Consider the following 25,500-nt stretch of genomic DNA (forward strand, 5'->3'; position numbering starts at 1 on the left):
ACCCGGAAGCTAAGCCCTCCAGCGCCGATGGTACTGCACTCGGGAGGGTGTGGGAGAGTAGGACACCGCCGGACAATCTTTCGGTCGAGGCCGGCCCCGTCACGGGGCCGGCCTCGACTGCTGCCTGCGCCCATTACCCGGGACCTGTCGGACGTCCGGCAGGTCCCGATTCACCCCTGTCGTCGGCTGATGCATTTCGGCCATTTTCCCGCCGTCCGGAAACGGGTCGTCATTCCGACAGTCACGCCTGGTTCGGGCTGCATTTGGGAAAATATGACGGATGGACGAACTGACGAACGGGAAACAGTCATCGTCGGGTCCGGGCCGGGCGGCAGAAAGCGATGAACCGACGATCCGTGTCGTGGTGGTGGGGCCTCCGGGACTATTGCGTACCGCCCTCGCGGCGATCCTGGCCGCCGCCCCCGGGTTCGAATTGGCCGGGGAGAGCGATCCCGACCACCACCTGACGGACGGAGTCGTCACCCGACGTCCCAACGTCGTCCTGGTCGACCTCGACGCGATCGAGGATCCGGCCGTACTCGCCGGACGGTGGCATGCCCGGCTGCCGGAATGCGCGGTGGTGGTGCTGACCTCCCGGCGGACCGCCCGGGCGCTGCGCCGTGCCCTCGGGGCGCGGGCCCGGGGGATCATCGCCAAGGACGTCCCGCCCCAGGAACTCCTGGACCAGCTTCGGCTCATCGCCGAGGGACAGCGGATGATCGACCCGGTGACCGCCCTGGCCGCGTTGGACGCCGCCGTCAACCCCCTCAACGACCGGGAACGTGAGGTGACGGCCGCTGCCGCCCGGGGCATGTCGACCAAGGAGATCGCCGGTCATCTGCACCTGGCGCCGGGCACCGTCCGCAACCACCTGTCCACCGTGCTCCGCAAGACCGGGGCCCGCAACCGGTGGGAAGCGGTCCAGCGGGCCCAGGACGCCGGCTGGATCTGACCACCCGTGAGAAGGGGTGTCGGACCAGTTACGGATTGAATAAGATTCCGAACCGTGCGTCATCGGACGCATGCATTTTGTCAACACGGGTGTGATCTCGGGAGTCGCTTATGGTTCGCACACTGCTCGCCCTCCAGGGCGGACTGCTCCGGGGCGCCCTCGCCCAACTGCTCGCCGCCGAACACGACATCGAGATCGTGGGCGAGGTGGACAGCCCGCACCAGCTGCGGGCGGCGGTCCGGGCCGAACGCCCCGACGTGGCAGTGGTCGAATTCGACATGTTGACCGTGACGGAACTGGTCCGGCTGGCCACCCTGGGCGTCCCGGAATCCGTCGTCGGCGACACCCCGGCCGCCGGCGACGAGTCCACCGCCACCGTCCCGGGTCCCCGCCCGCCGACGGAACCGATCACCGTACCCGTGGGTGCCCTGCTGGTCCTCGTCGAACAGCGCCGGGCCGGCCGACTCGGGCCGGTGCTCGCCGAGCACGGCCACCGGATCGGCTTCCTCAGCCGCGACGTGCCACCCGGCCGGATCGTCGACGGGGTGCGTCAGCTCGCCGAGGGACGGGTCGTGCTCGACCCCGACCTGGTGGTCGCGGCCCTTGAGGTCGCCGACAGCCCGTTGACCAACCGGGAACGGGAAGTGCTCGACGTGGTCGCCGAGGGGCATCCCGTCCAGGAGATCGCCGAACGGCTGGTGCTGTCGGCCGGCACGGTACGCAACCACCTGTCGCGGATCATGGCGAAGACCGGCGCGCGGACCCGCTGGGAGGCGGTGCGGATCGCCCGCGACTCCGGCTGGCTGTGACCGGCACCGGCCCCGACACCATGCCCGGCACCGGCACCCGGCCGGTGACACCTACGTCCGGGCCGCCGCCGACGTCCCGTCCGATGCCGTCCAGCAGGTGGCGGTGTCCGACGGTTCGGTCTCGCCGTAGCCGACCAGGGCACGGTAGGCCGGTGAACGCTCCAACAGCCCCTGGTGGGTGTCCAGCAGTGCGGTCCGCCCGTCGAGCAGCAGGACCCGCCGCGCCCGCAGCGCCGAACTGACCCGGTGGGCGATCACCACCAGCGTGCCGGGCCGGGCGGCGAAAGCCGTCTCCAGCCGGGCCTCGGTGGCCGGATCCAGGTGACAGGTCGCCTCGTCGAGGATGGTCAACGGGGCGGGGGAGAGCCAGGCCCGCAGCAACGCCACCTGCTGCCGTTCCCCGGCCGACAGGTCCGCCGGGCGCAGCGTCGCGTCGTACCCGCCGAGCCGGGTCAGCAGCCCGGTGAGCCCCAGCCGGGCCGCCGCCCGGTCCAGCTCGTCGTCCGGCACGCCGGGGGCCAGGTAGCCGAGGTTGTCGCGGAGCGTGCCGGTGAAGACGTACGCCTCCTGGGGGATCAGCACCCGCCGCTCGGCCAGTGCGCCGGGCGTCGCCCCGGTCACCGGCGACCCGCCGACGTGGACGGTGCCCGACTGGGGGTGCAGCACCCCGGCGATCAACCCCGCCAGGGTCGACTTGCCGATCCCGCTGGCCCCGACGATCACCAGGTGGTCCCCGACGGGCACCTCGAGGTCGAGCCCGTCGAGCACCGGGTCGGCGTGCGGGCCGTACCGGAAGGTCACCCCACGCAGCGACAACGCTGCCCCGGTGTGCTGCGGCGTGGGACGGGGCAGCAGCGACCCGGCCGGGCCGGCATCGGCCGGCGCGGCGGTACGCAGCAGCCGGTCCAGGGTGACGGCGAACCGGAGACCACCGGCGGCGACCCCCTGCACCAGGCTGTGCAGGGCCGGCTGCACCCCCCGCGTGACGTAGACGAGCGCGCCCAGCAGCGCGCCCGGCCCCAGCCCCTGACGGACCAGCCACGGCGCGGCCAGCAGCAGCACCGGCACCGGCAGCCAGCCACCCAGCGCGAGGCTCAGGCTGCGGGTCGCCGCCATGGTGGCCAGCCGGCGCTCCACCCGGGCCTGCGCGTCGACGGCCCCGCCGACCCAGCCGGTGACCTGGTCGCGGGCCCCGCTGGCGGTGACGTCGCGGTGGCCGCTCACCGCGGTCACCACGGCCCGGCCAAGCTGCTCGTCGGCCAGCACGTACTCCCGCTGCCGGGCCACCATCACCGGCAGCGCCACGGCGAACAGGCCGAGACCGGCCAGCACCGGCACCGCGACCAGCAGCGCCACCGGGGCTGCCAGCGAGAACAGGCCGAGCACGGCGGCGCCGAGGGCGAACAGGAAGCCCCGCACCACCATCAGCAGCCCGGCGTAGGTGTCCCGGACCAGTTCCACCTGGTGGGTGAGCCGGGCCACCGCCGCGTCGTCGGCCCGTCCGCCGGCCGCGCCGGCCACCGCGCCGCGCACCACCCGGCGCAGCAGGTCGTCGCGGAACGGCTCCACCACCGCCCCGAGCAGCGCGTACGACCGGTTGGTGCCGGCCGCGCCGACCAGCACGGCCAACCCCAGCAGGGCCAGCCAGGCCAGTCCGACGCCGGGCCGACCGGCGAGGAAGCCGCTGTCCACGGCCCGCGCGGTGAACAGCCCGGACAGGGCGGCCGGCAGCACCTCGGCGGCCGACCAGCCGGCCAACCGCCACAGCTGCGTCCGCCGGTCCCGCAGCGCGGCCCGGGTCACGCCGACGACAGTGGTCACGACCGGAACACCTCCCGGTAGTCGGGGTCGGCCCACAACGCCCGGTGCGGGCCGACGGCACGTATCCGCCCGTCGGCCACCCACGCGACCAGGTCCGCCCGGGCGGCTATGCCGAGCCGGTGGCTGACCACCATCCGGGTACGCCGGTCACCCGGCCCGGTCAGCGCCCGGGTCACCTGGTACTCGGTGGCGGTGTCCAGGCTGGACGTGGCGTCGTCGAGGATCAGCAGCCGTTCGGCGCGCAACGCGCGGGCCAGCCCGAGCCGTTGCCGTTCGCCACCGGACATGGCGACCTCGGCCAGCGGGGTGCGGTACCGGTCGGGCAGCCGTTCGACGAAGTCGTGGATGGCGGCGGCGCGGGCCAGCGGCACCGGGTCCGCACCGGCCCCGACGGCGGCACCGACCGTGTCGCCGACCAGCACCGGACGTTCGAACCCGTAGCCGATCGCGGCGTGCAGGGCGGCCGGGGTCAGCTCCGGAAGCGGCACACCGTCCAGGAGCACCACCCCGTCGTCCGGGTCGCGCAGCCGCCCGGCGACGGCGGCGAGCAGTGACTTGCCCGCACCGGAGGCACCGACGACGGCCAGCAGCGTGCCGCCGGGCACCCGAAGGTCCACCCGGTCGAGCAGGGCCCGGCCGTCGGCGTCGCGGACGGTGACGCCGCGCAGTTCCAGGGTGCCCGGCCCGGACGCCAGGGGCCGGTCGCCGTACGGGCGGGCGGGTTCGGTGAGCACGTCGGCGGCCCGGCGGCAGCCGGCGCGTACCCGCACGGCGGTGTTGAGGGCGGCGACCACGGTGCCGAGACCCGCGCCGAGGGCGGCGTACTGGATGGCGGCCAGTAGCTCCCCGGGGGTCAACCGACCGGCGGTCAGCGACACCCCACCGACGGCGACGATCGCGACCTGGAGCAGCGGGTTGAGCACCGCGCCCCGGGTCGCCGCGCCGGCGAGCACCGTCCAGGTCCGCGCCCCGTGCCGGTGCAGCGCGGGCAGGGGGGTCAGCACCCGGTCGACCTCCCGTTCGCCGGTGCCGGCGGCGGCGATGGTGCGCGCCCCGGCCAGGGCCTCCACCAGTCGCCCGGCGAGGTCGCCCTGGGCCTGCTGGTAGCCGGCGACGGCGGCGGAGGCGTCGGCGACGAAGCCGCGCAGCAGCAGGCCGAGCAGGAGCAGCCCGGTGACGAAGGTGACGCCGAGCCACGGGTCGATCAGGGTGAGCGCCACCAGGCTGCCCACCGGCGGCAGCGCCACGGTGGCGGCCGTGACCAGCGTCGGGGCGGCCTGACCGGCGTCGGCGACCTGCCCCACCACGCGGCCGGCGAGGTCACCCACCGGCCGGCGGGCGGCGGTCTGCGGGGCGAGGGCGAACAGGTGCCGGACCAGGGTGTGCCGCAGGTGGGCCACCGACCGGGCAGTGGCCGCGCCGGTGCCGTAGTCCCGCACGACGCCGACGACGACCAGCAGGGCGATCAGCCCGACGACGGCGGCCAGCCAGCGGTCGGGGGAGTCCTTCGGCGCGGTGCCGACGGCGGCGTCGACGGCCCGGCCCAGCACGGCCGGCAGGGCCAGTTCGGCGACCGTGCCGGCCACGGTGACCACGGCCAGCGTCGGGGTCCACCAGCCGGCCGCGCGGACGGCCCGCAGCAGGAGCCGGTCGGTCGGTGTCATCGCGTCCCCTCCCACGCCGCGCGGCCCCGGACCGGCGGGTGCCGGTCCGGGGCCATGCGATACCGGTCGATCAGTTGCAGGTGGTGACGCTCAGCGAGCTGTCGCCGCAGAGCAGGAGGCTGGCCTGGCTGCCGCCGCCGGTGCGCTCGGTGGCCGGCAGTTCCATCGCCTGGAGGTCGAGCAGAGCCATGGTCTTACCTCTTTCTGTCGGTGTTCGGTGCGGATGTGCCTGGTGTGAATCCGGTGGGGTCGTCGGGTCGACGACCGTCGGTTCAGTTGCAGGTGGTGACGCTCAGCGAGCTGTCGCCGCAGAGCAGCAGACTCGCCCGGCTGCCACCGCCGGTACGCTCGGCGGCCGGCAGCTCCATCCCCTGAAGGTCGAGCAGGGCCATGTCTTTCCTCCTTTCCACAGTCGTCGGGTCGGGTTGCCCCGGGGTGACCCCCGGGGAGCGGGTGGGCCGTCAGTCGGCCGGGGTGGGGTCGCCGGTCGACGCCAGCAGCGGTAGCCGGACCGGATCGGTGGGTCGGCTGGCGGCCACGGCGGCCAGCACGCCGGCGGTGCCGGTGGCCAGGTCCATGGAGAGCCGCAGCAGCTGGTCGCCGGGGAAGGCGGTGCCCCCGGCGTACGGCAGGGCGTGCCAACCCAGCAGGCGGGCCTGGGTACGGGCCACGTCGTACTCGCCCCGGCCGGCCAGGTAGGCCACGATGCCGGCGCGTCCGGCGAACAGCCCGGACTGGGCATAGAACGGGAAGTCGGCGCAGCGGCGGATCGCGTCGGCCTGCTCGCGCAGTGCCTCGTCGGGCCGGTGGCGCAGGTACCTGTCGAGCACCAGCCCCACCCCGACGCTGCCCTCCGCGAGGTACGGCATGGTCCGCCAGCCCTCGTTGACCTCCAGGTGCCCGTCGTCGCGGCGTACGCACCGGCGCAGGTCCTGCCGCAGCGCGATGGCGGCGTGGTCGAGCAGCCGCTCGTCGGGTTCCCGTTCGTGCCGGTCCAGCAGCATCAGGGCCGCGCCGGCCCCGCCGCGCAGCAGCCCGGCGTACGGGTGCCGGCCGCCGCTGACCTCGGCCACCGAGTCGACGTCGCCGAGCCGGTCGACGACCAGGTCGACGGCCCGTCGGGCGGCGGCCTCGTAGCGGTCCTCGCCGGTCAGCGTGGCGAAGTGGGTCAGGTTCAACGCGATGCCGGGCAGGCCGCCCACCAGGTCGTTGCCGAGTTCCGTCCACGGTTCGTCGAGGCAGCGGTCGAGCAGCCGGCGGGCCTCGTCGCGGTGGCCGAGCAGGTCCAGTACGTACGCCACCCCGTGCAGCCCGTCGAAGAAGCCGAGGCGGCTGCCGGAGGCGGGTTGCCGGACCCGGTCGATCAGCCAGCGGACGTGGTCGGGGTCGACGGGGACGCCGGTGGCGTGCAGCGCCCAGAGCACCCCGGCCGCGCCGTGGGCGAGGTTCAGCCCGCCGTCGTTGCCGCTGAACTGCCTGATGTCGCCGGGGAAGAGCCGGTCGTCGCGGTGCGGCGTGGCGCTGGCGGTGATCGCCCGGACCAGCCGGTCACGCAGGCCGGGCCAGTCGTCCGGGTCGACCCGCACCAGGTCCGGGTCCGGCCGGTGTGCGGTCGGGGTCGCCGTGCCGGGCGGGTCGGCGGCCGGTGGGCCGCCGACGATGACCGCGACGGTCTCGTCGAGCACCGCCCGGTCGACCGGGAAGTGCTCGGCCACCACGTCGGCCAGGTGCGCCGCCTTCTGCGGGGCCAACCGCAGCATCGCGGTCAGCGGCAGGAACAGGGCGAGTCGCAGGCAGGCCAGGGCGTACCGGTCGACGTCGGGGCCGACCCGGTCGCGGGGCGCGGCGAACGCCTGGTTGCGCAGCGCCGGGCGGCCGGCCTCGGCGGCCGGCGCGGCGACCTCGAAGTCGATCAGGGTGACCGTGCCGTCGTCGCCGACCATGATGTTGAACATGTGCAGGTCGCCGTAGACGATGCCGTGCGCGTGGATGGCCTCGACCGCCTCGGCGACCTGCCGGTGCACGTCCAGCGCCCAGCGGGTGTAGTCGGCGCGGTCGGCGTCCGGGTGCACCAGCGGGTAGCGCTGCACGACCACCTGGTTGAGCGGGCGGCCGTCGACGAACTCCAGCGCCAGGAACTCGTGCCCGCCGAAGCTGAACTCGTCGTGCACCCGCACCAGGTGCGGGACGTCGGCGAGTTGGCGCAGCACGCTGGCCTCCCGGTGCAGCCGGGTCACCGCGTCCGCACCGGTGGCGTCCAGGCCGGCGTACGGGCGGGCCTCCTTCAGCACCACCCGGGTGTCGGTCCGGGTGTCCCGGGCCTCGTACAGGCCGCCGCCGTTGGAGAAGTGGATGACCTTCTCGATCCGGTAGGGCAGTTCGGTGGTGCTGGCGGCGTTGCGGGCGGCCAGGTGCGGGGCGAGGAAGTCGGGCAGGGTCACCCAGTCGGGCAGGTGGAACACCGGGTCGCGGCGGTCGGGCACCAGGGTCCCGGTGGCATCGGCGATGGCCGGCACCACCTGACCCTCGGGCGACAGGCAGTAGCGGGCGGCGAAACCGCCGTAGCGCAGGTAGACCGGGCCGTCGCCGTAGCGCAGGTCGCTGAGGATGTAGGGGCCCTGCTCGCCGTCGAGCAGCGCCGCCAACTCCTTGGCGGTCAGTTCCAGTTCGGCGTCGTCACGGGGGTAGACGGTGACGAACTTGCCGCTGCCGCCCCGGCGGGCGTACTTGCTGTTGCGCATCAGCAGCATCCGGGGGCCGCGCAGGTGCTTGAACGGGATGCCGCGCGGCTGGCAGTAGTCCATCACCTGGGTGAGCACCCGTTCGGCGTTGTCCAGTCGGGCCGAGACGTGGATCTTCCAGCCCTGGGCGGGCAGCGTGCCGCCGACCGGGGCGTGGATCAGCCAGTCGTCCTTGACCTCGCACTCCCAGCCGGCGGGCTGCGGGCGGTCGGTGGCGTAGCCGATGCCGGTGGCGGTGGCGCTCGCGCTGGACAACGAGTCGTAGAAGAGCGGGTCGACCGCGCAGTACGCGTCGTATCGGTCGTCCATCTCGGCTGCCTCCCATCCCCTGATCGGTTGATGTCAATCCTGCGATCGGCGGGCCGTCGCGCACAGTGCGATGCGTCATCGACCGACGGTGAGATTCCGGCCGGAAACTCGTGACAATGGCGGAGTTTGAAATCGCGAATACGGCATCACCTGCGGATCGGCCCGGACGTCGGCCCCGGCCCGCGCGACCGCCGGGCCACCTGTGGGAAGCCATGACAGAACCGCCGGTCGGCCGGGTCCGTGGTGGACCCGGCCGACCGGCGGAACGGGAAACGCGACCTACCGGCGGTCGGTGTACGGGTGCCGGGCCAGGCCGGCGTGCACCATCGTGGTCAGGGTGACGATGTCGTAGACCGGCACCCCGAGCCGGGCCTGGATCAGGTGCGCGAACGGCACCAGGTCGGTGCACTCGATGACCACCGCCCCCAGGTCCGGGCCGGCCAGGGCGTCCGCCCGGGCCACCACCTCGGCGGCCAACCGGTCGACGTCGAGGGCGTCGCGCCGGCCCTCCAGCATCACCTCACGGAACTCCGGCGCGTCGGCCATCCCGGCCACCCGGATCGGCACGTCCTGCGCGCCGACCGCGGCCAGGTGCCGCCGGGTCAGCGCCGCCGCGTCGGCGGTCAACACCCCGACCGTCCGGCCCGGACCGAGCATCCGGTGCACCATCGGCAGCTGGAGCAGGCTCGACGAGTGCAACGGCACGTCCACGGCGGCGGCCAGCTCCGCCTGGAACAGCACCAGGAAACCGCACGCCCCGGTGATCGCGGCGACCCCGGCGCCCTGCAGGTCCCGGGCGGCCGTGACGAACGGCGTGAGCAGGGTCGGATCGGCCTCGCGGACCAGCCGTTGCGGGGTGGCCCCCTCGACGACCCGGTACACCACCGGGAAGTCGAACGTCGCCGGGTTGCGGATGTGGCCGGGGATCTTGTCGAAGCTGGTCTGCAGGCAGAGCACCCCGATCGCCGGGGCGCTCACCGGTGCCCCCGCCGGTGCCGGTCCACCGCGAACGTCGCCAGGGGCACGTCCGGCGTCGCCCCCGTGACGAGCTGGGCGAGCAGCCGCCCGCCGGCCGGGGCGAGCCCCATCCCGATGTGCCCGTGCCCGGTCGCGACGCTGACGTTGCGGTACGACCCGAGCCGGCCGATCAACGGCAGGCTGTCCGGGGTGCACGGCCGCAGCCCGCTCCACACCTGCACCCGGCCCCCGGTGTCGCACCCCGGCAGGTACGACCGCACGGTGCGCCGGATGCCGTCCACCCGACGCGGGGACACGCTGGTGTCCAGGCCGGTCAGCTCCAGCGTCCCGGCCAGCCGTATCCGGTCGCCCAACGGCATGACGGCCACCTTCCCCTCACTGAGCAGAACCGGCAGGGTCGGGGTGGCCGGGCCCGCGTCGACGGTCACCGCGTACCCCTTGGCGGGTTGCAGCAGCAGGCCGACGCCCAACTGCCTGGCGCACGCCACCGACCACACCCCGGCGGCGAGCACCACCTCACCTGGGCGCAGGTCGCCCCGGCTGGTGCGCACGGCGCGGACCCGGCGGTCGACGGTGTCGAAGCCGCGTACCTCGGTGTCGGTGAGGATCTCCACCCCGGCGGCCCGCAACAGCCGGGCGAACGCGACCAGGAACGCCGGGATGCGCAGCGCGGCACCCTCCTCGTTGAGCAGCGCCCCGGCGACGGCGAACTCGACGCCCGGTTGCAGCCGGGCCAGCTCCGCCCGGTCCACGGTGCGCAGCGGCACCCCCCGGGCCACCGCCGCCGGCAGCGACGCCCGCGCCTGCGCGTACCCCTGCGGCGTACGGCAGGCCAGCAGCATGCCGCGGGCGGTGAGGGTGCCGGCCAGCTCGTCGTGTGCGCAGACCTCCCGCAGGATGGCCAGGCTGCGCTGCTTGAGGTCGAGCAGCACCTCGAAGCCGGCGCGGGCCTGCCGCTGCGTGCAGTTGCGGCGGAAGTGCCACAACCAGGTCAGCAGCTCCCGGTCGAGCCGGGGCCGGACGTGGAACGGGCTGTCCGGGTGCAGCAGCCAGCGCAGCCCCTTCGCCGGCACCCCCGGCTCGGCCAGCGGGGCGGCCCCCTGGGTGCCGACGAAACCGGTGTTGCCCGACGAACAGGCGGCCGGGTCGCCGACCTCACCCCGGTCCACCACGGTCACGCTCAGCCCGGCCCGGCGCAGGAACCAGGCGCAGAACAGCCCGGCCACGCCCGCGCCGACGACCAGGACGTCGGGATCGGACCGTGCGGGTACGTCGTGCGGCGCGGGCGTCGTCGCCATCCCGGCCCCCGCTACAGGGTGACGACGAAGAAGCAGGTGGGCAGGTTGACCACGACCCGTTCCCAGATCTCGGCGCACAGCGCCCGCCCCGGTTCGGCGAAGGTGCCCGGCGGCGGCTCGGCGAACCGGATGGTCGACCGGCCGGCGTCGAACAGCACCGCGCCGTGGCCGAAGTCGCCGACGATCGCGGTGCCCGGGTCGACCAGCCGGGTCCGGACGATGAAGACGCCGTTGTCCTCCACGTCGCGCAGCAGGTGTCCCTCGCCGAGCAGCCGGTAGTAGTCGGCCGGGTTGATGATCAGGCCGTCGGCGGTGCTGCCCATCTGCTCCACCTCGTTGCAGGCGGCCAGGATGGTCGACGCGAACGGCGCGGGGTCGGTGAGCCGGCCGAGCTGCGGCATGTTCAGCAACCCGCCCTCGCCGCGCAGGATGGTGTGGTTCTCGGCGGTGGCCAGCCGCACCACCAGGCGGTAGTCGATGAACTGGGCGAAACCCACCGGGTCGGCCCACAGTTCGTCGGGCACCTGCACCCAGGCCCGGGTGGTCAGCAGTTCCGGGATGGGGGAGCGGTGGAAGTGGTTGGCGGCCTCCCGGCGCAGGTCCGCACCGTCCACCACCGGGTCGCCGGGGCGCGGTGGGCTCTCGTGCCAGTAGAACTCCTGCGGCTCCCGGGACAGGTCGACCACCTTGAGCATGTTCCGCGACGGGTAGCGGGGCTTGCGCCGGGAGCTGGTCAGCGAGTCGGTGATGGTGACGTCGTAGTCGACGCCGGTGTCGAAACCGTCCTTGGCGAACGCTTCGACGAACAACCCGCCTGGCGACATCTGGGTCCTGCGTTCGGCGACGACCTCGGCGATCGTCCGCTTGACGGCGTCGGTGCGCTGCATGACTGCCCTCCTGGTCTGAAGCTGGTACGCGGGTCGGTCAGGCCGGCTTGCGGGCGACGAACATGCCCCAGCCGAACTCGCCCCGGTCGATCGCCGCCTGGATCTCGTCGCAGGAGGCGGCGAAGCCGAGGATCCATTGCCGGGCCGCCTCGTCGTCGCTCCCGGCGGCCCGCTGCCGGGCGGTCTCCCCGAGCACCCGGTACGTCTGCCGGATGTGGCTGTCGAGGCTGCGGGCGACGGTCACCTCGAACCCGGCCGCCGTCAACGCCTCCCGGTAGCCGTCGAGGGAGTAGCCGCTGCTCCACCGCACCCGGTCGTAGACGTGCCGGCGGGCCGCCTCGCCGACCTCGGCGACGGGTTGCAGGAAGTCGGTGACGGCCAACGTTCCGCCGGGGGTGAGCACCCGGAACATCTCCGCGTGGCTGCGCGCCTTGTCCGGCACCAGGAACAGCGCGTCCTGGCTGACCACGTGGGTGAAGCTGCCGTCGGCGTACGGCATGGCGGTGGCCGAGCCGTGCCGGAAGGCGACCGGCAGGCCACCCCCGCGTTCGGTCAGTTTGGTCTGGGCGAAGCGGACCCGTTCGATGCTCAGGTCCAGCCCCTCACCCCGGCAGCCGGTGCGCCCGGCCAGCCGCAGCAGGAAGTTGCCGCAGCCGCAGCCGACGTCCAGCACCGTCGAGGACGCGTCGATGCCGGCCTCGGCGGCGAGGATGTCCGACGTCCGGTCGGCCGCCGCCGGGTAGTCGGTGTCGTCGGCGTCGGCGAAGTAGCCGGTGTGCAGCACCCCCTCGCTGTCCCAGAAGCTGAGGTACGTCTGGGTGGTCTGGTCGAAGAACTCGGAGACGTCCCGTTCGGTGAACTGGCTGGTCGTGGACATGCGGGCACTCCTTCGTGCGCGGGTCGGGGCGTCGGGCCGGCCGGAGCCGGGCAGGCGGTGGTCGGGGAGGGCGGTGGTCAGGCGTAGGTGTTCCGGCCGACGCCGGTCAGGTGGGGCAGCTCCGGGCCGGTCGCGGCGGCCCCGCCGTCGATCAGGTGCACCCCGGCGGTGACGAAGGAGGCCCGCTCGCTGGCCAGGAAGGCGGCCACCGCGGCCACCTCGTCCGGCCGGGCCAGCCGGCCCACCGCGCTGTGGTGGCCCATCGCCGCCAGCCGGGCCTCCACGTCACCGTCGGTGGCGAGCCGGGCGGCGGCCCGTTCCATCGGCGGGGTCCGCACCCCGCCCGGGGCGAGCACGTTGACGGTGATGCCGTCGCGGCCCACGTCGACGGCGAGGCCCTGGGCGAAGCGGACCAGCGCCGCCCGGGTCACCCCGGAGAGCACCAGCGGCCCGATCGGCACACAGGCGGTCTCGGAGGCGACGAACAGCAGCCGTCCCCAGCCGGCGGCCCGCAGGTGCGGCAGCGCGGCGGTGGCCAGCGCCACCGCCGGCAGCAGCACCCGGTCCACGGCGGCCCGGTAGTCGTCGACGGCGAAACCGCTGGCGGTGCCGACCGGCGGGCTGCCACCGCCGGCCACCAGCACGTGCACCCCGCCCAGGTCGGCGGCGACCGCGTCGACCCAGTCGCGGGCCGCGTCGGGGTCGGTGAGGTCGACGCTGGTGGCGCTGACCCGACCGGTCGCCACCTGCGCCACCTCCCGTTGCGCGGCAGCCAGCCGGTGCGGGTCGCGTCCGCAGATCGCCACCTGGGCGCCCTCGGCGGCGAACTCCTTCGCGCAGGCCAACCCGATGCCGCTGGTGCCACCCGCGACCAGGGCCACCCGCCCCTTCAGCCCGAGATCCACGCCCGTTACCTCCCGTTGTCCGATGTGCTGCCGACCGTCGCCGGGGCGGGGCCGGGGGAGCGGTAGCCGTACCGGCCGAACAGCGGCCAGGCCAGCGCCGTCGCGGCCCACCGCCGGCCGGGGGACAGGGTGCGCCGCCAGCCGTCGTCGGAGTCCCGGATGAGCGTCGGCCCGGTGCGGAACCGGTCCGGGTTGCCGGTGACCGTGTGGTTGGTGTGCAGGTGCACGGTGCGGCCCTGCACCGGGTTGCCGGCCGGGTCGGCGGCACAGCACCGCAGCAACGCGTCAACGGTGCCGGCCGGGTCGGCGGTGAACTGCTCGTAGCGCAGAAACATCGACCGGTCCGGGTACCGGCGGGTGATCGCGGCGGCGGCCCGGTTGAAGCCGTGCCAGTAGCCGGTGCTGCGGGCGGCGGACATCGCATAGACGTACTGTTTCGGCTCCCGCCACGAGTGCGCCACCGCCCGGGGGTCGCGGACCAGGTGCACGTAGTACGGCCGGACGCCGGGCAGGTGTGCCAGCAGCGCGGCCTCGCCGGGGATCTTCGTGGTGTCCACGATCACCCGTGCCCCGGTCCGCTCGGCGATGCCGTGGTAGACCCGGCCCATCAGGTCGGCGTGCGCGCGGATCTCGTCGTCGTACAGGCCGCGGCGCAGCACCCGCCAGGTGTGCCGGGTACGCACCCGGGACCACTGCCGCCGGATCACCGTCGCGGCGTGCGCGTCCGGGGACGTCCCGGCGGGGCGGCCGATCGGCAGCACCGTCGACCAGATCGGGCAGCCGGTCAACGCCTCGCCGCAGCCGCACCGGTCGTTGACCCCCCGGCCGGTGGCGTTCTTCCACAGGAAGTGCAGCTCACCGACGTGGAAGAACCCGGGCACCTCGTTGAGGACGTTGCCGATGATGGTGCTGCCGTTGCGGCACCAGCCGGTGATGCACAGGACGGTCAACGGCTCGCTCATCCGGCGGGTACCTCCGTGGGTGTGGTGGGGCGGCCGATGCGTACCGCCAGGGCCGCCGCGACCAGCGCGCAGGCCGCGCCGACGGTGAAGACCGCCGGGTAGCCGAAGCCGGCGGCGACCAGGCCGGTGACCGGCCCCCACACCGCGAGCCCCAGATCCCAGAACGAGGTGTACGCGCCGATCGCCGTGCCCTGCCGGGCCGGGTCGGTCCGGTTCATCACCATCAGCGCCAGCGACGGGTGCAGCAGCGAGAAGCCGACCCCCATGACCACGCTGCCGGCCACCGCGACCGGCAGGTTCGGGGCGACCGCGACGACGGCCAGCCCGACCGCCTCACCGACCCCGCACCAGGCCGCCACCCGGCGTGGGCCGAGCCGGTCGGGCAGGTGCCCGATGACCAGCCGGGTGCCGGCGTAGACGGCGCTGAAACAGCTCAGCACCACCACCCCGTGCCCGATGTCGCGGGCGTCGAGGTGCAGCACCACGAACGCGGCGAGCCCGGCGTAACCGGCGGCCCCGAAGGTCAGCGCGATCCCGGGCAGCAGCGCCGGGCGCAGCAGCAGGCCGCCGCCACCGCCCGTCGGGGCGGTCCGGGGTGGCGTCGGCACCACGGCGACCAGTCCGGCGGCGAGCAGCGGCGCGGCGGCGCTGAGCACCCACACCGCGGTGAAGGAGACCTGTTGCAGGGTCGCCCCGAGGAACGTGCCGGCGGAGATGCCGCCCCACATGCTTACCCCGTACAGGCCGATGAGCTGGCCGCGTCGGTGGTGGGGGGCGAGCGCGACCGTCCACACCGCACCGGCGGTGAACAGGGCGGCCTCACCGGCACCGAGCAGCAGCCGTACGGCGACCAGCGCGGGCACGCCCAACGGCAGCAGGTAGAGCAGGCCCCCGGCGGCGACGACCAGCGCCCCGGTCAGCATCACCGTGCGGTGGCCGTACCGGTCGGCCAGCGCGCCGGCGACCGGGCGGACCAGCAGCGCGGTCACCGCCGTCACGGTGACCACCAGGCCGACGGTGAAGTCCCCGGCGTCGTGCCGGTCGCGCAGGAACGCCGGGAGCACCGGGATGACCGCGGTGAGCCCCAGGTAGCCGGCGAAGAGACCACCGAAGATGCCCACCATCGCCAGCCGGGGGACGGTGGTGTCCCGGGTCGGGGCGGTGGTCATGCCCGCACCGACTCCACCCCGACCGCCGCCGGTGCTGCGGCGGCCACCTTGCGGACCGCGCGGATCAACTGGTCGCAGTCGTCGGGGGTCAGGCTGGACGACAGTGGCACGTCGACCGTCTCGGCGAGTAGCCGGGCGGTTCGTGGCAGGGTGGCCCGGATCCGTGCCGGGTCGCGGTCGTCGTACATGAACCGCCAGTTCCAGAAGGCGCGCACGTTGAGGTCGTCGTCCGCGCCGATGTTGCGGGCGTCGATGCCCTCGGCGCGCAGGGCGCGGGCGAACCAGCCGGCGTCCCCGCCGGGCACCCGGAACACGAACGCCTCACCGAGGTACGCCCCGGGCGCGACCGGGTTGCGGACCGCGATCCCCGGCAGGTCGGCCAGTGCGCCGCTGACCTGGGCGTAGTTGCGGTGGAACAGGGCCAGTCGCTGCGGCAGCCGGGTCAGCTCGGCGCGCAGCAGGGCGGCCCGGATCTCGTCCATCCGCAGGCTGAGCAGGGGCAGGTCCAACCCGTCGACGGGTGGCTCGGTGCCGGGGAAGTGCCGCCGCAGCCGCCCCTCGTACGCCCCGGACAGCGCCACCGCCCGGCCGAACAGGGTGCTGTCGTCGGTGACCAGGAAGCCGCCCTCACCGCAGTTGAGCGCCTTGTCGGACTGGGTGCTGAACGCCCCGGCCACGCCGAACGTGCCGAGCTTGCGGCCGTGCAGTTCGGCGCCGAGCGCGGGCACCGCGTCCTCGATCAGCGGTACGCCCATCTCGGCGGCGAAGGCGGCCAGCGCGGCGACGTCGGCGGCGAAACCGCGCATGTGCACCACGAGGATCGCCTTGATCTCCGGTCGCCAGCGGCGGCGCAGGTCGTCGAGGTCCATCCGCAGGTCGTCGTCCACCTCGACCAGGAATGGTCGGCACCCGGCCAGCACGATGGCGCTCGGGGTGGCGACGAAAGTGAATCCCGGGCAGGCCACCAATGAGCCGGGCGGAACGGCGGCACCCATGATCGCCAGGGCGAGCGCGGCGGTGCCACTGGATACGGCGAGGGCGTGCCGGGTACCGAAATAGCGGCACAGTTCCGCCTCGAACTGCCCGCACTCTGTTTCCGACTCGTTGCGGTGGTCGTAGCGGAAATAGAGGTGGCTGCGGATAGCGCGCATCGCCGCTTCCTCGTCGTCGGAGCAGACGTGCACAGCGCCTTTGTCGTAGGTGGGCCAGGGGGTGCGGCGGATCGGTGCGCCACCGTGCAGGGCAAGCCGTTCATGCAGCTCAGCGCCGTTCGACGCCGGCCGGGGCCGGGTCGGCGCGGGATCTTCGTCGTTCCCGTTCACCGGTGTGCTCCTGACTGCCTGCGGCAGTTTTCCCGACTGGTTCGACAGGGAATTGCGCACGGGGCATCCGCCTCGCGGGCAACCGCGTCGAAAAGCCGGAACAACTACCAGATCCGACATTTTTGCGGGCCGGGAATCCGGTGAACAACATGATTGCCCTCGGGGTGCGGGCCGTCAACCATGTGCCGGGAATGAGCGTCGACTTAACACCCGTTGAGGTCAGTCGGCGATGACCGTGGTGGCACACAGTGACCACTGCGAATGGCGAATGTCGGGCATTCCGCCGGGTCGGATCGTCCCGGCCTGCCGTTATGCGCTGCCGGCCGGGGCGCGGCCTCCTACCGTGCGTGTGGGCGGCGCGGCTCGGAGCCGTGACTGCGCCGGACGGGTGCCCCGCCCCGAGCCGGAGGACGGGTCGGCTCCTGCGGCCGGGGCCCGGCCGTCGCGCCCGGACCCCGTCTCCCGCTAACTCCGGGGTGCGAGAACCTGGACCGGGGTGGGACTGGGCTCGGTACCGCCGTCCCCGAGTTGGCCCTGGCCGTTGGCACCCCCGGCGACCACCGTGTAGTCAGGCTGCAGCGCCAGGCTGTGGTAGTCGCCGGCGGCGATGTCCCGGATCCCGTACAGGAACCGCTCGCAGGGGGCGGTCTGGCCCACCGCGCACACCTGCCCCGGGACGGGTCGGCCGGTGAACGTGCCGTCGCCGAGCTGACCTGTGAAGTTGTCGCCCCAGGCCAGGACGCCACCGCTACTCAGCTGCGCCATGCTGTGGGCCGGGCCGGCGACGATGTCGCGGATTCCGTACAGGAACCGTTGGCAGGGGGCGGTCTGGCCCACCGCGCACACCCGCACCGGGACGGGTCGGCCGGTGAACGTGCCGTCGCCGAGCTGACCTGTGAAGTTGTCGCCCCAGGTGACGGGGCCGCCGTCACCCAACAGCGCCATGCTGTCGGCGACGTTGGCAGCCACCGATCTCGCCGCGTACAGGAAGCGGGTGCAGGGTGCGACCTGTCCCACCGCGCACACCCGCACCGGAGTGGCGCGGAGGACTGTGGTGCCGTCACCCAGCTGCCCGAGCTGGTTCCAGCCCCAGGCGAGGGCCAGCGCGTTGTCGGCCACCGCCACCGTGTGGACCCAGCCGCCGGCGATGGACCTGACTCCGCTGAGGAACTTCGTGCACGGTGCGACCTGCCCCACCGCGCAGACCCGTACGGGAGTGAGGCGGGTGTAGATGGTGCCGTCGCCGAGCTCGCCGAAGGAGTTGTAGCCCCAGGCGACGGCGGAGGTGTCGTCCAGCACCGCCAGACTGTGGGACGCGCCGGCGGCGATGGACCTGACCCCGGTCAGGAACCTGGTGCAGGGTGCGACCTGCCTCACCGCGCACACCCGTACCGGGGTGGGGTGGTTGTTATGGGTGCCGTCACCGAGATCCCCCCAGTTCTCGCCCCAGGCGACGACGGTGCGGTCCCTGAGCAGGGCGAGGTTGTGATTGCTGCCGGCGGCGATGGCGATCACGCCGGTGAGGAAACTGGTGCAGGGAGCGCCCTGTCCCACCGCGCACACCCGCACCGGGGTGGTGCGGTCGACGGTGGTGCCGTCGCCCAGCTGCCCGGACTGGTTCCCGCCCCAGGCGACGACGGTGCCGTCCGAGCGCAGCGCGAGGCTGTGGCTCTCACCGGCACCGATGGCGGTCACGGCACCGAGTTTCGCCGGTGACCGCCCCGTTCCGGCGTAGGCCGGCACCGTGGCGGTGACGGCACGTTCGCCGGGTGCGCCGTCGGCGTGTGCGGCGGACGCGTCACCGATCGCCGCCACCATCGCGAGTAATGCGACCCCGACGGCGAGGGCCGATCGTCGGCAGTGGACCGTCGTCATGGCGACGGTGGGGTGTGACGACCCCTCGGATGGCCGGCCGCTCATTCTTCTCTCCCTCCGAGGGTCGCATGGACTTGCGCCGACCTGATCAGGAGGGGCCGTCAGGTGGGGGCGGGGCTTCGCCGTTTACGGGAACTGAATGACCCTCGGGGAAAGCGTCGTCGGGGTGCGGGAACGTGATCGCCGTTCACCTTGTCGTCGGTAGATTTCCGGGCGGGTTCAGCGGAAATATATACCGCTGCCGAATGATCAGAAAATAGGCGTATCGAATGAGTAATCTGCTCACCATTCTTCGGTGTCGCCGTCGGGGTGGCAGCCCAGGGCACGAATGGGCGTACTGCCGCGGTGCCCGGCGGGGCGGGCCGGTGGCTGCGCCGCCGGGTGGCTCGGCCTGTCCGGCCGGTGGCAGCCACCGGCCGCCGCGCGTGCGGGGTGATCGGCCGGGGCGTTCGGAAACAGGTGACCGTCAGACGGTGTAGAGGACCTTCACGCCGCTGATGGTGGTCGCCGAGACGGCGGTGCCGCGGACATTGGAGTTCAGGTTGCGCCACCCGTTGTTGCTGGCCGCCTCGTGCACCATTCCGCCGATCACGGTGTAGATGATCTTTACGCCGTTGTGGTTGATGGCGGCCAGGGCGTCGGGGCTGACCCCGGAGATGCCGGAGTTGAGGTTGCGCCAGCCGTTGATGCTGTTCGCCTCGTGCACCCAGCCGCCCACGACCGTGTAGATGTACTTGACGCCGTCCATGCTGATCACGGCGAGGGCGTTGTTGCTGACGCCGGAGATGCCGGTCCACAGGTTGCGCCAGCCGTTGTTGCTGGCCGCCTCGTGCACCAGGCCCCCGACCACGGTGTAGATGATCTTCACGCCGTTGTGGTTGATGGCGGCCAGGGCGTCGGGGCTGACCCCGGAGATGCCGGTGTTCAGGTTCTTCCAGCCGTTGGCGCTGGACGCCTCGTGCACCCAGCCGCCGACCACGGTGTAGATGTACTTGACGCCGTCCACGTTGATCACGGCGAGGGCGTTGTTGCTGACGCCGGAGATGCCGGTCCACAGGTTGCGCCAGCCGGTGTCGCTGGAGGCCTCGTACACCAGGCCGTTGTTGACCGTGTAGAGCAGCTTGTTGCCGCCCATGACCATGGACGCGGTGGCCGATCCGGTGATGCTGTTGACCGGCAGCATCTGCCAGCCGCTGTGGCTGCCCGACTCGTACACCTGACGGTTGGCGGCCTGGCCGCAGTTCTGGCTGGTCATGTTCCGGGCCGGCGAGGTGGGCCCGGAGACGTAGAGCGGGCCGGTCGACGGGCTGCCGTCGGAGGTGATGCCGGAGGGCACCCCGTTGAAGTACGCCTCGGTCTTGACGCCGTCGCGTACCTGCTCGTAGTGCAGGTGCGGGCCGGTGGAGTTGCCGGTGCTGCCGACCCGGCCGAGCTGCTGGCCGGTCGACACCCACTGTCCGGCGGCGACCATCGGGGTCTCGATCATGTGCAGGTAGAGCGTCCGCCACCCGCCACCGTGCTCGATGACCACGTACCAGCCGCCACCGCTGCCCCAGCCGGCGAACGAGACGGTGCCGCTGTAGGAGGCGAGGACCGGCCGGCCGTTGCTGGCCCCGCCGGTGAAGGTCAGGTCGATGTCGTAGTCGTCGTGACCGTAGTAGGTGGCCATCCGCCAGGTCTCGCCGCAGGGCACCGGCATCTGGAAGTTCGGCCGGGGGCCGGCGGCCCGGGCCGGGGTGGCCACGACGGCGGCGGCACCCGCGAGCGCGAGCACCATGACGCCGGCGGTCGCGAGCGTCAGCCGGGCGGAGGCGAGGAGTCGGGTGAGTGGACCCGTCATGCGCGGTTTCCTCCAAAGTGGAGCAAAGGGTTGAAGGATGTCGATCCTACGGTTCCGCACCCGGCCAGAGGGCCCGCGCCGCTCAGCCGGTGGCGACCGAGACGGCGACCGCCACCATGATCACGGCGATCGTCGCGTCGACGGCCCGCCACGCCGCCGGGCGGGCGAGCAGCGGCCCCAACCGGCGCGCGCCGAGGCCCAACCCGGTGAACCAGGCCAGGCTCGCCGTCACCGCGCCGGCACCGAACGCCCACCGGTTCGGGTCCTGGTGGGCGACCGTGCCGAGCAGCACCACCGTGTCGAGGTAGACGTGCGGGTTGAGGAACGTGAACGCCAGGCAGGCCAGCAGCGTCGCCCGCAACGTGGCCGGGGGACGGTCGACCGGGCTGAGGGCGGTGGGGCGCAGGGCGCGGCGGGCGGCCAGCAGCGCGTACCCGAGCAGGAACGCGACGCCGCCCCAGCGGACGGCGACCAGGACGGCCGGCGTCGCGGTCAGCGCCGCCCCCAGGCCGGCGATGCCGGCGGTCATCAGGGTGGCGTCGGCGGCCACGCAGACCGCCACCACCGGCAGTACGTGCTCCCGGCGCAAACCCTGGCGCAGCACGAAGGCGTTCTGCGCCCCGATGGCGACGATCAACGCGAGGGAGAAGCCGAAACCGGCGAGCACGGAACCCATGACGGCCACGCTAGGACGGCGGCCTCCTGCACTCCAGCTAAAGATTCTGCACGACCGTTAGAATCGCTTATGCCACTCGACCCGGTCCAGTTGGCGACGTTCCAGGCCGTCGTCACCCACGGCAGCTTCGACGCCGCCGCGCGGGCGATGAACGTCACCCCGTCGGCGGTCAGCCAACGCATCAAGGCCCTCGAACAGGCCGTCGGGCAGGTGCTCGTCCGCCGGACCCGGCCGTGTGTGCCGACCGCCGCCGGCACCCCGCTGGTCCGCCTCGGCGGGCAGGTGGCGCTGTTGGAACAGGAGGCCCTCGACGCCGCGCGCGGCACGCTGGGCGACGGCACCCGCACCCGGGTCGCCGTCGTGGTCAACGCCGACTCCCTCGCCGGCTGGTTCCTGCCGGCCCTGACCGCCGTGCCCGACGTCCTGGTCGACCTGCACACCGACGACGAGGGGCACACCGCCCGGCTGCTGCGCGACGGCACCGTGATGGCGGCGGTCACCACCGAACGCGTCGCCGTGCAGGGCTGCCGGGTGCTGCGCCTCGGCGCGATGCGCTACCTCGCCGTCGCCACCCCCGCCCTGCACGCCGCGAGCTTCGCCGACCGCGCCCCGGCCGCCGCGTTCCCGACCGCGACCATGATCCGCTTCGACCGCAAGGACACCCTGCAACACCGCTTCGCCCGTACGCTCACCCGCCGCGACGTCGACCCGCCGACACACTTCGTGCCCGGGACGGCCGCCTTCACCGAGGCGATCCGGCTCGGCCTCGGCTGGGGCCTGCTCCCTGAGGCCGTCGCCCGCCCCGAACTGGCCACCGGACGCCTCGTCGAACTGGCCGCCGGCCGGCACCTCGACGTGCCGCTGTACTGGCAGTACTGGCGACTGGAGTCGACGGCGCTGGCGGCCTTGACGGTGGCGGTCCGGGCCGCCGCCGGCACCGCGCTGCGCTGACCCGTGCCACCCCACGGCGTGCCCAGCTCGACCCGACCGGGGGCGCGGCGGTTCGCCCGCTCAGCCGGGCACCGACCCGGCGACGAAAGTCCTGCGGTACACCTGCGGTGACACTCCACTGAGCCGCTTGAACTGCACCCGGAAGTGCGCCGGTGAGGCGAAACCGACCAGGTGGGCGATCCGGTCGACCCCGTGGTCGGTGCGTTCCAGCAGCTCCTGAGCCCGGCGGATACGCACGGTCGCGACCCACTGCATCGGGGTGAGGCCGGTCTCCTGGTGGAAACGGCGGTTGAGCGTCCGCACGCTGAGCCCGGCCCGGGCGGCCACGTCGGCCAGGGTCAGCCGCTCGTTCGCGTGCGACTCCCACCATTGCAGCACCGGGCCGAGGCCCGCCCCGCCGGGGTCCGCGCCCGGGTGCACGATGAACTGCGCCTGCCCGCCGTCGCGGTGCAGCGGGGCCACGGCCTGCCGGGACGCGTCGGCGGCGACCGCAGCCCCGTGGTCACGGCGGACCAGGTGCAGGCACATGTCCACGCCCGCCGTCGCTCCGGCGGAGGTGACGAACTGGCCGGCGTCGACGTACAGCACCGCCGGGTCCACCCGGACGGCCGGGAACATCGCCTGGAACAGTTCGGCGGCGGCCCAGTGCGTGGTGGCCCGTCGACCGTCGAGCAACCCGGCGGCGGCCAGGGTGAACGCGCCCACGCAGATCGAGGCGATCCGGACGCCGGCGGCAGCAGCCGCCCGCAGCGCGTCCAGCACCGCGCCGGGCACCGGCGCGGCCGGGTCGTAGCGGCCCGGCACGATGACGGTGTCGGCGTCGGTGAGCGCGTCGAGGCCGTGGTCGACGGCCAGCCGCAGCGGGCCGGCGTCGACCACCGGCTCGCCGCCGCAGACCAGCACCCGGTAGCCGGCCCGGCCGCCCGGCAACCGCACCCGGCCCAGCACCTCGATCGGGGTGGCCAGGTCGAACGCGATGGTGCCCGGCAGCGCGAGGACCAGCACGGTGTGCACGACGGCACCTCCCCGGGATCGTCGGCGGACGGCAAGAAACAGTCGGACGATGGCAATCGTGCCACTGGCCGGTTCAGGCGGTGCGGTCGAGGATCGGTGGCATGTTGGTACAGATCGTGTTGTTCGACGGATTCGACCCGCTCGACGTCATCGCGCCCTTCGAGGTCCTCGCCGCCGGCGGCGACACCGTCGGCGACGCCCTGGCGGTGGAACTCGTCTCGGCGCAGGGCCCGAGGGAGGTGGTCAGCGGCACCCGTGGCCTGACGCTGCGGGCGACCGCGCCGCTGGACCCGACCCGGCCGGGCTACGTCGTGGTGCCCGGTGCCAGCGGGCCCACCACCGGCGACCCCGACGAGGGCGTGGCGACCATCCCCGTGCTGCTGGCCCGGTTCGCCGACTCGGCGGCCGTACCGCTGCTGCGCGCCGCCCTCGACAACCCCGACGTGACGGTGGCGGCCGTCTGCGGCGGGTCGCTCGCCCTGGCCATGGCCGGCCTGATCGAGGGCCGCCACGCGGTGACCCACCACCTCGGCATGGACGTGCTCGACGCCACCGGCGTACACGCGGTGCCGGCCCGGGTCGTCGACGACGGCGACCTCGTCACCGCGGGCGGCGTCACCTCCGGCCTGGACCTCGGGCTGCACATCCTGGAACGGGAGTTCGGCCCCCGGGTCGCGCACGCCGTGGAGACCCTCTTCGAGTACGAGCGACGCGGCACCGTGTGGCGTGCCGCCGGCCACCTTCCCGTGACGGTCTGAGGAGAAACGGTGGCACATCCCGTCATCGGCACCTGGGACGTCAGCCTGAAGACCCCCATCGGCACGCTGCGCGCCACCTACGTCTTCCACGACACCGGCGGGGTGCCCGCCGGCACCGCGTCGACGGCGGCGGAGACCGTGACGCTGACGGCGGTGACCTGCGCCGGCCCCAGGGTGACCTGGCGACAGTCGGTGACCCGGCCGATGCGCCTGCACCTCGACTTCGACGTGGTGGTGGACGGCGACACCCTGGCCGGTCACTCCCGCGCGGGGCGGCTGCCCCGCACGGTGGTCACCGGCACCCGCCGTCCATCCGGCCAGGTCACCCGACCCGCCGGGTAGTCGTCCGCACCGGGTGCTCGGTGCGGATGTGCGAGACGTACGTCGGGACGCTCGCCTGGCTGATCACCGGCGGCGCGACGATCGTCGCCCGCCCGCATCCTCTCAGGACCGTCGAGTATCTGACAGCATCACCTCGCCCTTCAGGGCCAAGGTACGTTTCGGACCTTGGTGGCTGGCAGCTTGATCGTCCACCATGTACGGTCATGCGTCCGCCACTCGTGGGGTCGATCCGACAGTCATCGAGCCTGGTAGATGGCATGGTGGTGAGGGGGCAGGATGGTGCGGGAGAGGATCGGCGGCTACGAGATCGTCGCGCCCCTCGGATCGGGCGGCATGGGCGACGTGTTCTTCGCGGTGTCGCCTACTGCGGAGCGGGTCGCGGTAAAGGTCATCAAACAGCACCTCATCGAGGCACCAACGGTCCGGGAACGGTTCGCCGCCGAGGTGGACAGCCTGAAGCTGGTCTACGGTTCCCGGGTCGCCCGGCTGGAGGGTGCCGACCCGTACGCTCAGCCGGCCTGGCTGGCCGTCGAGTACGTCCCGGGTGCCACGCTGCGTCAGCACGTCGACGCGCGGGGGCCGTTGCCGTTGCCGCTGGCCGCCCTGGCCGGCGCGATGCTCGCCGAGGGCCTCGACAAGGTGCACCAGGTCAAGCTGCTGCACCGCGATCTCAAACCGCAGAACATCATTCTGGGGCCGGACGGGCCGAAGCTGATCGACTTCGGTCTGGCGATCCTGATCGAACGCCATGCCTATCTGACCGAGCCGGGCGCCCTGGCCGGCACCCCCGCCTACATGTCACCCGAGCAGGTCAAGGGCGAGCGGGAGCTCACCGAGGCGGTGGACATCTACGGGCTGGCCGCGACGCTGGTCTTCGCGCTCACCGGCCACGGGCTCTATCCCTCGGCCAACTCGTGGAACCTGCTGCTGCGAATCAGCGAGCCGGATGACCTACCCGATCTGTCCGGTGTGCCGGGCGAGCTGGCCCAGCTGTTCGGCACGATGCTCGCCTTCGACCCCACCGCCCGTCCCGGGCTGCACGACGTCCGCACCCGGCTGTTGGCGGTCGCCACCGCCACGAGCGGCCGGAGCATCCACGCCCTGCGGCGGGAGCTGGCCGCGCTCACCTACGACGGGGAAACCGAGCTGCTCGTCCCACCGGACCTGGACGACCCGAAGCAGGACCCGGAGGGTAGCCCGCTCGTCGAAGGCGACACCGGCACCACGCCGGAATCGACCCTGACCACAGCCGACCCCGACCGACCCGCCGGTCGATCGGACGTCACCTGGCTGGTCGACAAGATCCGCCGTCAGTACGCCCGCCGGGCGACCCTGTAGGAAGGCTCCACC

At 73.3% G+C, this 25,500-nt stretch carries 23 protein-coding genes and 1 rRNA gene; 7 read left to right on the forward strand and 17 right to left on the reverse strand.

From position 1 onward, the window contains the following. The 3 genes from rrf to JQN84_RS18750 all read left to right on the forward strand — a co-directional run. Nucleotides 1-74: ribosomal RNA gene (gene rrf, locus JQN84_RS32680) — 5S ribosomal RNA — on the forward strand; the annotation flags it as partial. A 287-nt stretch (nt 75-361) separates the two neighbouring features. Further along, a complete protein-coding gene (locus tag JQN84_RS32315) occupies nt 362-952 on the forward strand; it encodes a helix-turn-helix transcriptional regulator (protein ID WP_204959689.1) in 591 nt (196 codons plus the stop codon). A 110-nt stretch (nt 953-1,062) separates the two neighbouring features. Continuing rightward, a complete protein-coding gene (locus JQN84_RS18750) occupies nt 1,063-1,761 on the forward strand; it encodes a response regulator transcription factor (RefSeq protein WP_204959690.1) in 699 nt (232 codons plus the stop codon). Between the two features lie 51 nt (nt 1,762-1,812). Here the strand turns inward: JQN84_RS18750 and JQN84_RS18755 are convergent, their stop codons facing one another. From JQN84_RS18755 to JQN84_RS18830, 16 genes are all read right to left on the reverse strand, one after another. Further along, nucleotides 1,813-3,582 carry an ATP-binding cassette domain-containing protein gene (locus tag JQN84_RS18755; protein WP_204959691.1) on the reverse strand — a complete coding sequence of 590 codons (1,770 nt, stop codon included), beginning with the start codon at nt 3,580-3,582 and terminating at the stop codon, nt 1,813-1,815. Then, complete coding sequence (locus tag JQN84_RS18760; protein WP_204959692.1) at nt 3,579-5,246, reverse strand: ABC transporter ATP-binding protein; 1,668 nt, start codon at nt 5,244-5,246, stop codon at nt 3,579-3,581. Before JQN84_RS18760 ends, JQN84_RS18755 begins: the two co-directional genes overlap by 4 nt. 70 nt (nt 5,247-5,316) lie before the next feature. Continuing rightward, nucleotides 5,317-5,436: a SapB/AmfS family lanthipeptide gene (locus tag JQN84_RS18765; protein WP_067312693.1), complete on the reverse strand. Its 120-nt coding sequence runs from the start codon at nt 5,434-5,436 to the stop codon at nt 5,317-5,319. Nucleotides 5,437-5,518: 82 nt separating this feature from the next. Then, nucleotides 5,519-5,638, reverse strand: coding sequence for a SapB/AmfS family lanthipeptide (locus JQN84_RS18770; RefSeq protein ID WP_088647629.1), 120 nt, complete (start codon nt 5,636-5,638; stop codon nt 5,519-5,521). A gap of 69 nt (nt 5,639-5,707) precedes the next feature. Next, a complete protein-coding gene (gene lanKC / locus JQN84_RS18775) occupies nt 5,708-8,296 on the reverse strand; it encodes a class III lanthionine synthetase LanKC (protein ID WP_204959693.1) in 2,589 nt (862 codons plus the stop codon). Between the two features lie 279 nt (nt 8,297-8,575). After that, the gene (locus JQN84_RS18780; protein ID WP_204959694.1) at nt 8,576-9,274 is read right to left on the reverse strand and encodes an aspartate/glutamate racemase family protein; all 699 of its coding nucleotides are present in this window, start codon (nt 9,272-9,274) and stop codon (nt 8,576-8,578) included. Further along, nucleotides 9,271-10,572 (reverse strand): NAD(P)/FAD-dependent oxidoreductase, encoded by a 1,302-nt coding sequence (locus JQN84_RS18785; protein ID WP_204959695.1) that lies wholly within the window; start codon nt 10,570-10,572, stop codon nt 9,271-9,273. Before JQN84_RS18785 ends, JQN84_RS18780 begins: the two co-directional genes overlap by 4 nt. Before the next feature lie 11 nt (nt 10,573-10,583). Continuing rightward, nucleotides 10,584-11,459 (reverse strand): family 3 encapsulin nanocompartment shell protein, encoded by an 876-nt coding sequence (locus tag JQN84_RS18790; RefSeq protein WP_204959696.1) that lies wholly within the window; start codon nt 11,457-11,459, stop codon nt 10,584-10,586. Nucleotides 11,460-11,496: 37 nt separating this feature from the next. Then, the gene (locus JQN84_RS18795; RefSeq protein ID WP_204959697.1) at nt 11,497-12,336 is read right to left on the reverse strand and encodes a class I SAM-dependent methyltransferase; all 840 of its coding nucleotides are present in this window, start codon (nt 12,334-12,336) and stop codon (nt 11,497-11,499) included. 77 nt (nt 12,337-12,413) lie between these two features. Continuing rightward, nucleotides 12,414-13,241, reverse strand: coding sequence for an SDR family NAD(P)-dependent oxidoreductase (locus JQN84_RS18800; protein ID WP_088647635.1), 828 nt, complete (start codon nt 13,239-13,241; stop codon nt 12,414-12,416). Nucleotides 13,242-13,246: 5 nt separating this feature from the next. Beyond that, nucleotides 13,247-14,203 (reverse strand): sulfotransferase, encoded by a 957-nt coding sequence (locus tag JQN84_RS18805; protein WP_204959698.1) that lies wholly within the window; start codon nt 14,201-14,203, stop codon nt 13,247-13,249. Further along, complete coding sequence (locus tag JQN84_RS18810; RefSeq protein ID WP_204959699.1) at nt 14,200-15,372, reverse strand: MFS transporter; 1,173 nt, start codon at nt 15,370-15,372, stop codon at nt 14,200-14,202. The genes JQN84_RS18805 and JQN84_RS18810 overlap by 4 nt, the downstream gene beginning before the upstream one ends. Beyond that, a complete protein-coding gene (locus JQN84_RS18815; protein ID WP_204959700.1) occupies nt 15,369-16,694 on the reverse strand; it encodes a DegT/DnrJ/EryC1/StrS family aminotransferase in 1,326 nt (441 codons plus the stop codon). The genes JQN84_RS18810 and JQN84_RS18815 overlap by 4 nt, the downstream gene beginning before the upstream one ends. Before the next feature lie 465 nt (nt 16,695-17,159). Beyond that, nucleotides 17,160-18,512 (reverse strand): RCC1 domain-containing protein, encoded by a 1,353-nt coding sequence (locus JQN84_RS18820; RefSeq protein ID WP_204959701.1) that lies wholly within the window; start codon nt 18,510-18,512, stop codon nt 17,160-17,162. A gap of 523 nt (nt 18,513-19,035) precedes the next feature. Beyond that, the gene (locus JQN84_RS18825; protein ID WP_372446000.1) at nt 19,036-20,409 is read right to left on the reverse strand and encodes a M23 family metallopeptidase; all 1,374 of its coding nucleotides are present in this window, start codon (nt 20,407-20,409) and stop codon (nt 19,036-19,038) included. 82 nt (nt 20,410-20,491) lie between these two features. After that, nucleotides 20,492-21,085, reverse strand: coding sequence for a LysE/ArgO family amino acid transporter (locus tag JQN84_RS18830; protein ID WP_204959702.1), 594 nt, complete (start codon nt 21,083-21,085; stop codon nt 20,492-20,494). A gap of 69 nt (nt 21,086-21,154) precedes the next feature. On the opposite strand from JQN84_RS18830, the gene JQN84_RS18835 reads away from it, so the two are divergent. Beyond that, nucleotides 21,155-22,036 (forward strand): LysR family transcriptional regulator ArgP, encoded by an 882-nt coding sequence (locus tag JQN84_RS18835; RefSeq protein ID WP_204959703.1) that lies wholly within the window; start codon nt 21,155-21,157, stop codon nt 22,034-22,036. A 60-nt stretch (nt 22,037-22,096) separates the two neighbouring features. Here JQN84_RS18835 and JQN84_RS18840 read toward each other — a convergent pair whose 3' ends face one another. After that, nucleotides 22,097-23,050 carry a GlxA family transcriptional regulator gene (locus tag JQN84_RS18840; RefSeq protein ID WP_204959704.1) on the reverse strand — a complete coding sequence of 318 codons (954 nt, stop codon included), beginning with the start codon at nt 23,048-23,050 and terminating at the stop codon, nt 22,097-22,099. Between the two features lie 101 nt (nt 23,051-23,151). On the opposite strand from JQN84_RS18840, the gene JQN84_RS18845 reads away from it, so the two are divergent. The 3 genes from JQN84_RS18845 to JQN84_RS18855 all read left to right on the forward strand — a co-directional run bounded on the left by JQN84_RS18845 (nt 23,152) and on the right by JQN84_RS18855 (nt 25,488). Continuing rightward, nucleotides 23,152-23,808 (forward strand): DJ-1/PfpI family protein, encoded by a 657-nt coding sequence (locus tag JQN84_RS18845; protein ID WP_204959705.1) that lies wholly within the window; start codon nt 23,152-23,154, stop codon nt 23,806-23,808. Between the two features lie 9 nt (nt 23,809-23,817). Beyond that, entirely contained in the window at nt 23,818-24,150 is a 333-nt protein-coding gene (locus tag JQN84_RS18850) for a hypothetical protein (protein WP_204959706.1), read from the forward strand. A gap of 276 nt (nt 24,151-24,426) precedes the next feature. Further along, complete coding sequence (locus JQN84_RS18855) at nt 24,427-25,488, forward strand: serine/threonine protein kinase (protein WP_204959707.1); 1,062 nt, start codon at nt 24,427-24,429, stop codon at nt 25,486-25,488. Nucleotides 25,489-25,500: the final 12 nt, after the last annotated feature.

The organism is Micromonospora humidisoli, from assembly GCF_016900955.1.
Classification (GTDB): Bacteria; Actinomycetota; Actinomycetes; order Mycobacteriales; family Micromonosporaceae; genus Micromonospora; species Micromonospora wenchangensis.

What these genes read in the sequence shown, in the direction of transcription:
- JQN84_RS18750 (WP_204959690.1), top strand. Translation starts at nt 1,063, where the DNA reads ATGGTTCGCACACTGCTCGCCCTCCAGGGCGGACTGCTCCGGGGCGCC.
- JQN84_RS18760 (WP_204959692.1), bottom strand. Translation starts at nt 5,246, where the DNA reads ATGACACCGACCGACCGGCTCCTGCTGCGGGCCGTCCGCGCGGCCGGC.
- JQN84_RS18765 (WP_067312693.1), bottom strand. Translation starts at nt 5,436, where the DNA reads ATGGCTCTGCTCGACCTCCAGGCGATGGAACTGCCGGCCACCGAGCGC.
- JQN84_RS18770 (WP_088647629.1), bottom strand. Translation starts at nt 5,638, where the DNA reads ATGGCCCTGCTCGACCTTCAGGGGATGGAGCTGCCGGCCGCCGAGCGT.
- lanKC (WP_204959693.1), bottom strand. Translation starts at nt 8,296, where the DNA reads ATGGACGACCGATACGACGCGTACTGCGCGGTCGACCCGCTCTTCTAC.
- JQN84_RS18785 (WP_204959695.1), bottom strand. Translation starts at nt 10,572, where the DNA reads ATGGCGACGACGCCCGCGCCGCACGACGTACCCGCACGGTCCGATCCC.
- JQN84_RS18790 (WP_204959696.1), bottom strand. Translation starts at nt 11,459, where the DNA reads ATGCAGCGCACCGACGCCGTCAAGCGGACGATCGCCGAGGTCGTCGCC.
- JQN84_RS18795 (WP_204959697.1), bottom strand. Translation starts at nt 12,336, where the DNA reads ATGTCCACGACCAGCCAGTTCACCGAACGGGACGTCTCCGAGTTCTTC.
- JQN84_RS18805 (WP_204959698.1), bottom strand. Translation starts at nt 14,203, where the DNA reads ATGAGCGAGCCGTTGACCGTCCTGTGCATCACCGGCTGGTGCCGCAAC.
- JQN84_RS18810 (WP_204959699.1), bottom strand. Translation starts at nt 15,372, where the DNA reads ATGACCACCGCCCCGACCCGGGACACCACCGTCCCCCGGCTGGCGATG.
- JQN84_RS18820 (WP_204959701.1), bottom strand. Translation starts at nt 18,512, where the DNA reads ATGGTGGCGGCGATCGGTGACGCGTCCGCCGCACACGCCGACGGCGCA.
- JQN84_RS18825 (WP_372446000.1), bottom strand. Translation starts at nt 20,409, where the DNA reads ATGACGGGTCCACTCACCCGACTCCTCGCCTCCGCCCGGCTGACGCTC.
- JQN84_RS18830 (WP_204959702.1), bottom strand. Translation starts at nt 21,085, where the DNA reads ATGGGTTCCGTGCTCGCCGGTTTCGGCTTCTCCCTCGCGTTGATCGTC.
- JQN84_RS18835 (WP_204959703.1), top strand. Translation starts at nt 21,155, where the DNA reads ATGCCACTCGACCCGGTCCAGTTGGCGACGTTCCAGGCCGTCGTCACC.
- JQN84_RS18845 (WP_204959705.1), top strand. Translation starts at nt 23,152, where the DNA reads ATGTTGGTACAGATCGTGTTGTTCGACGGATTCGACCCGCTCGACGTC.
- JQN84_RS18855 (WP_204959707.1), top strand. Translation starts at nt 24,427, where the DNA reads ATGGTGCGGGAGAGGATCGGCGGCTACGAGATCGTCGCGCCCCTCGGA.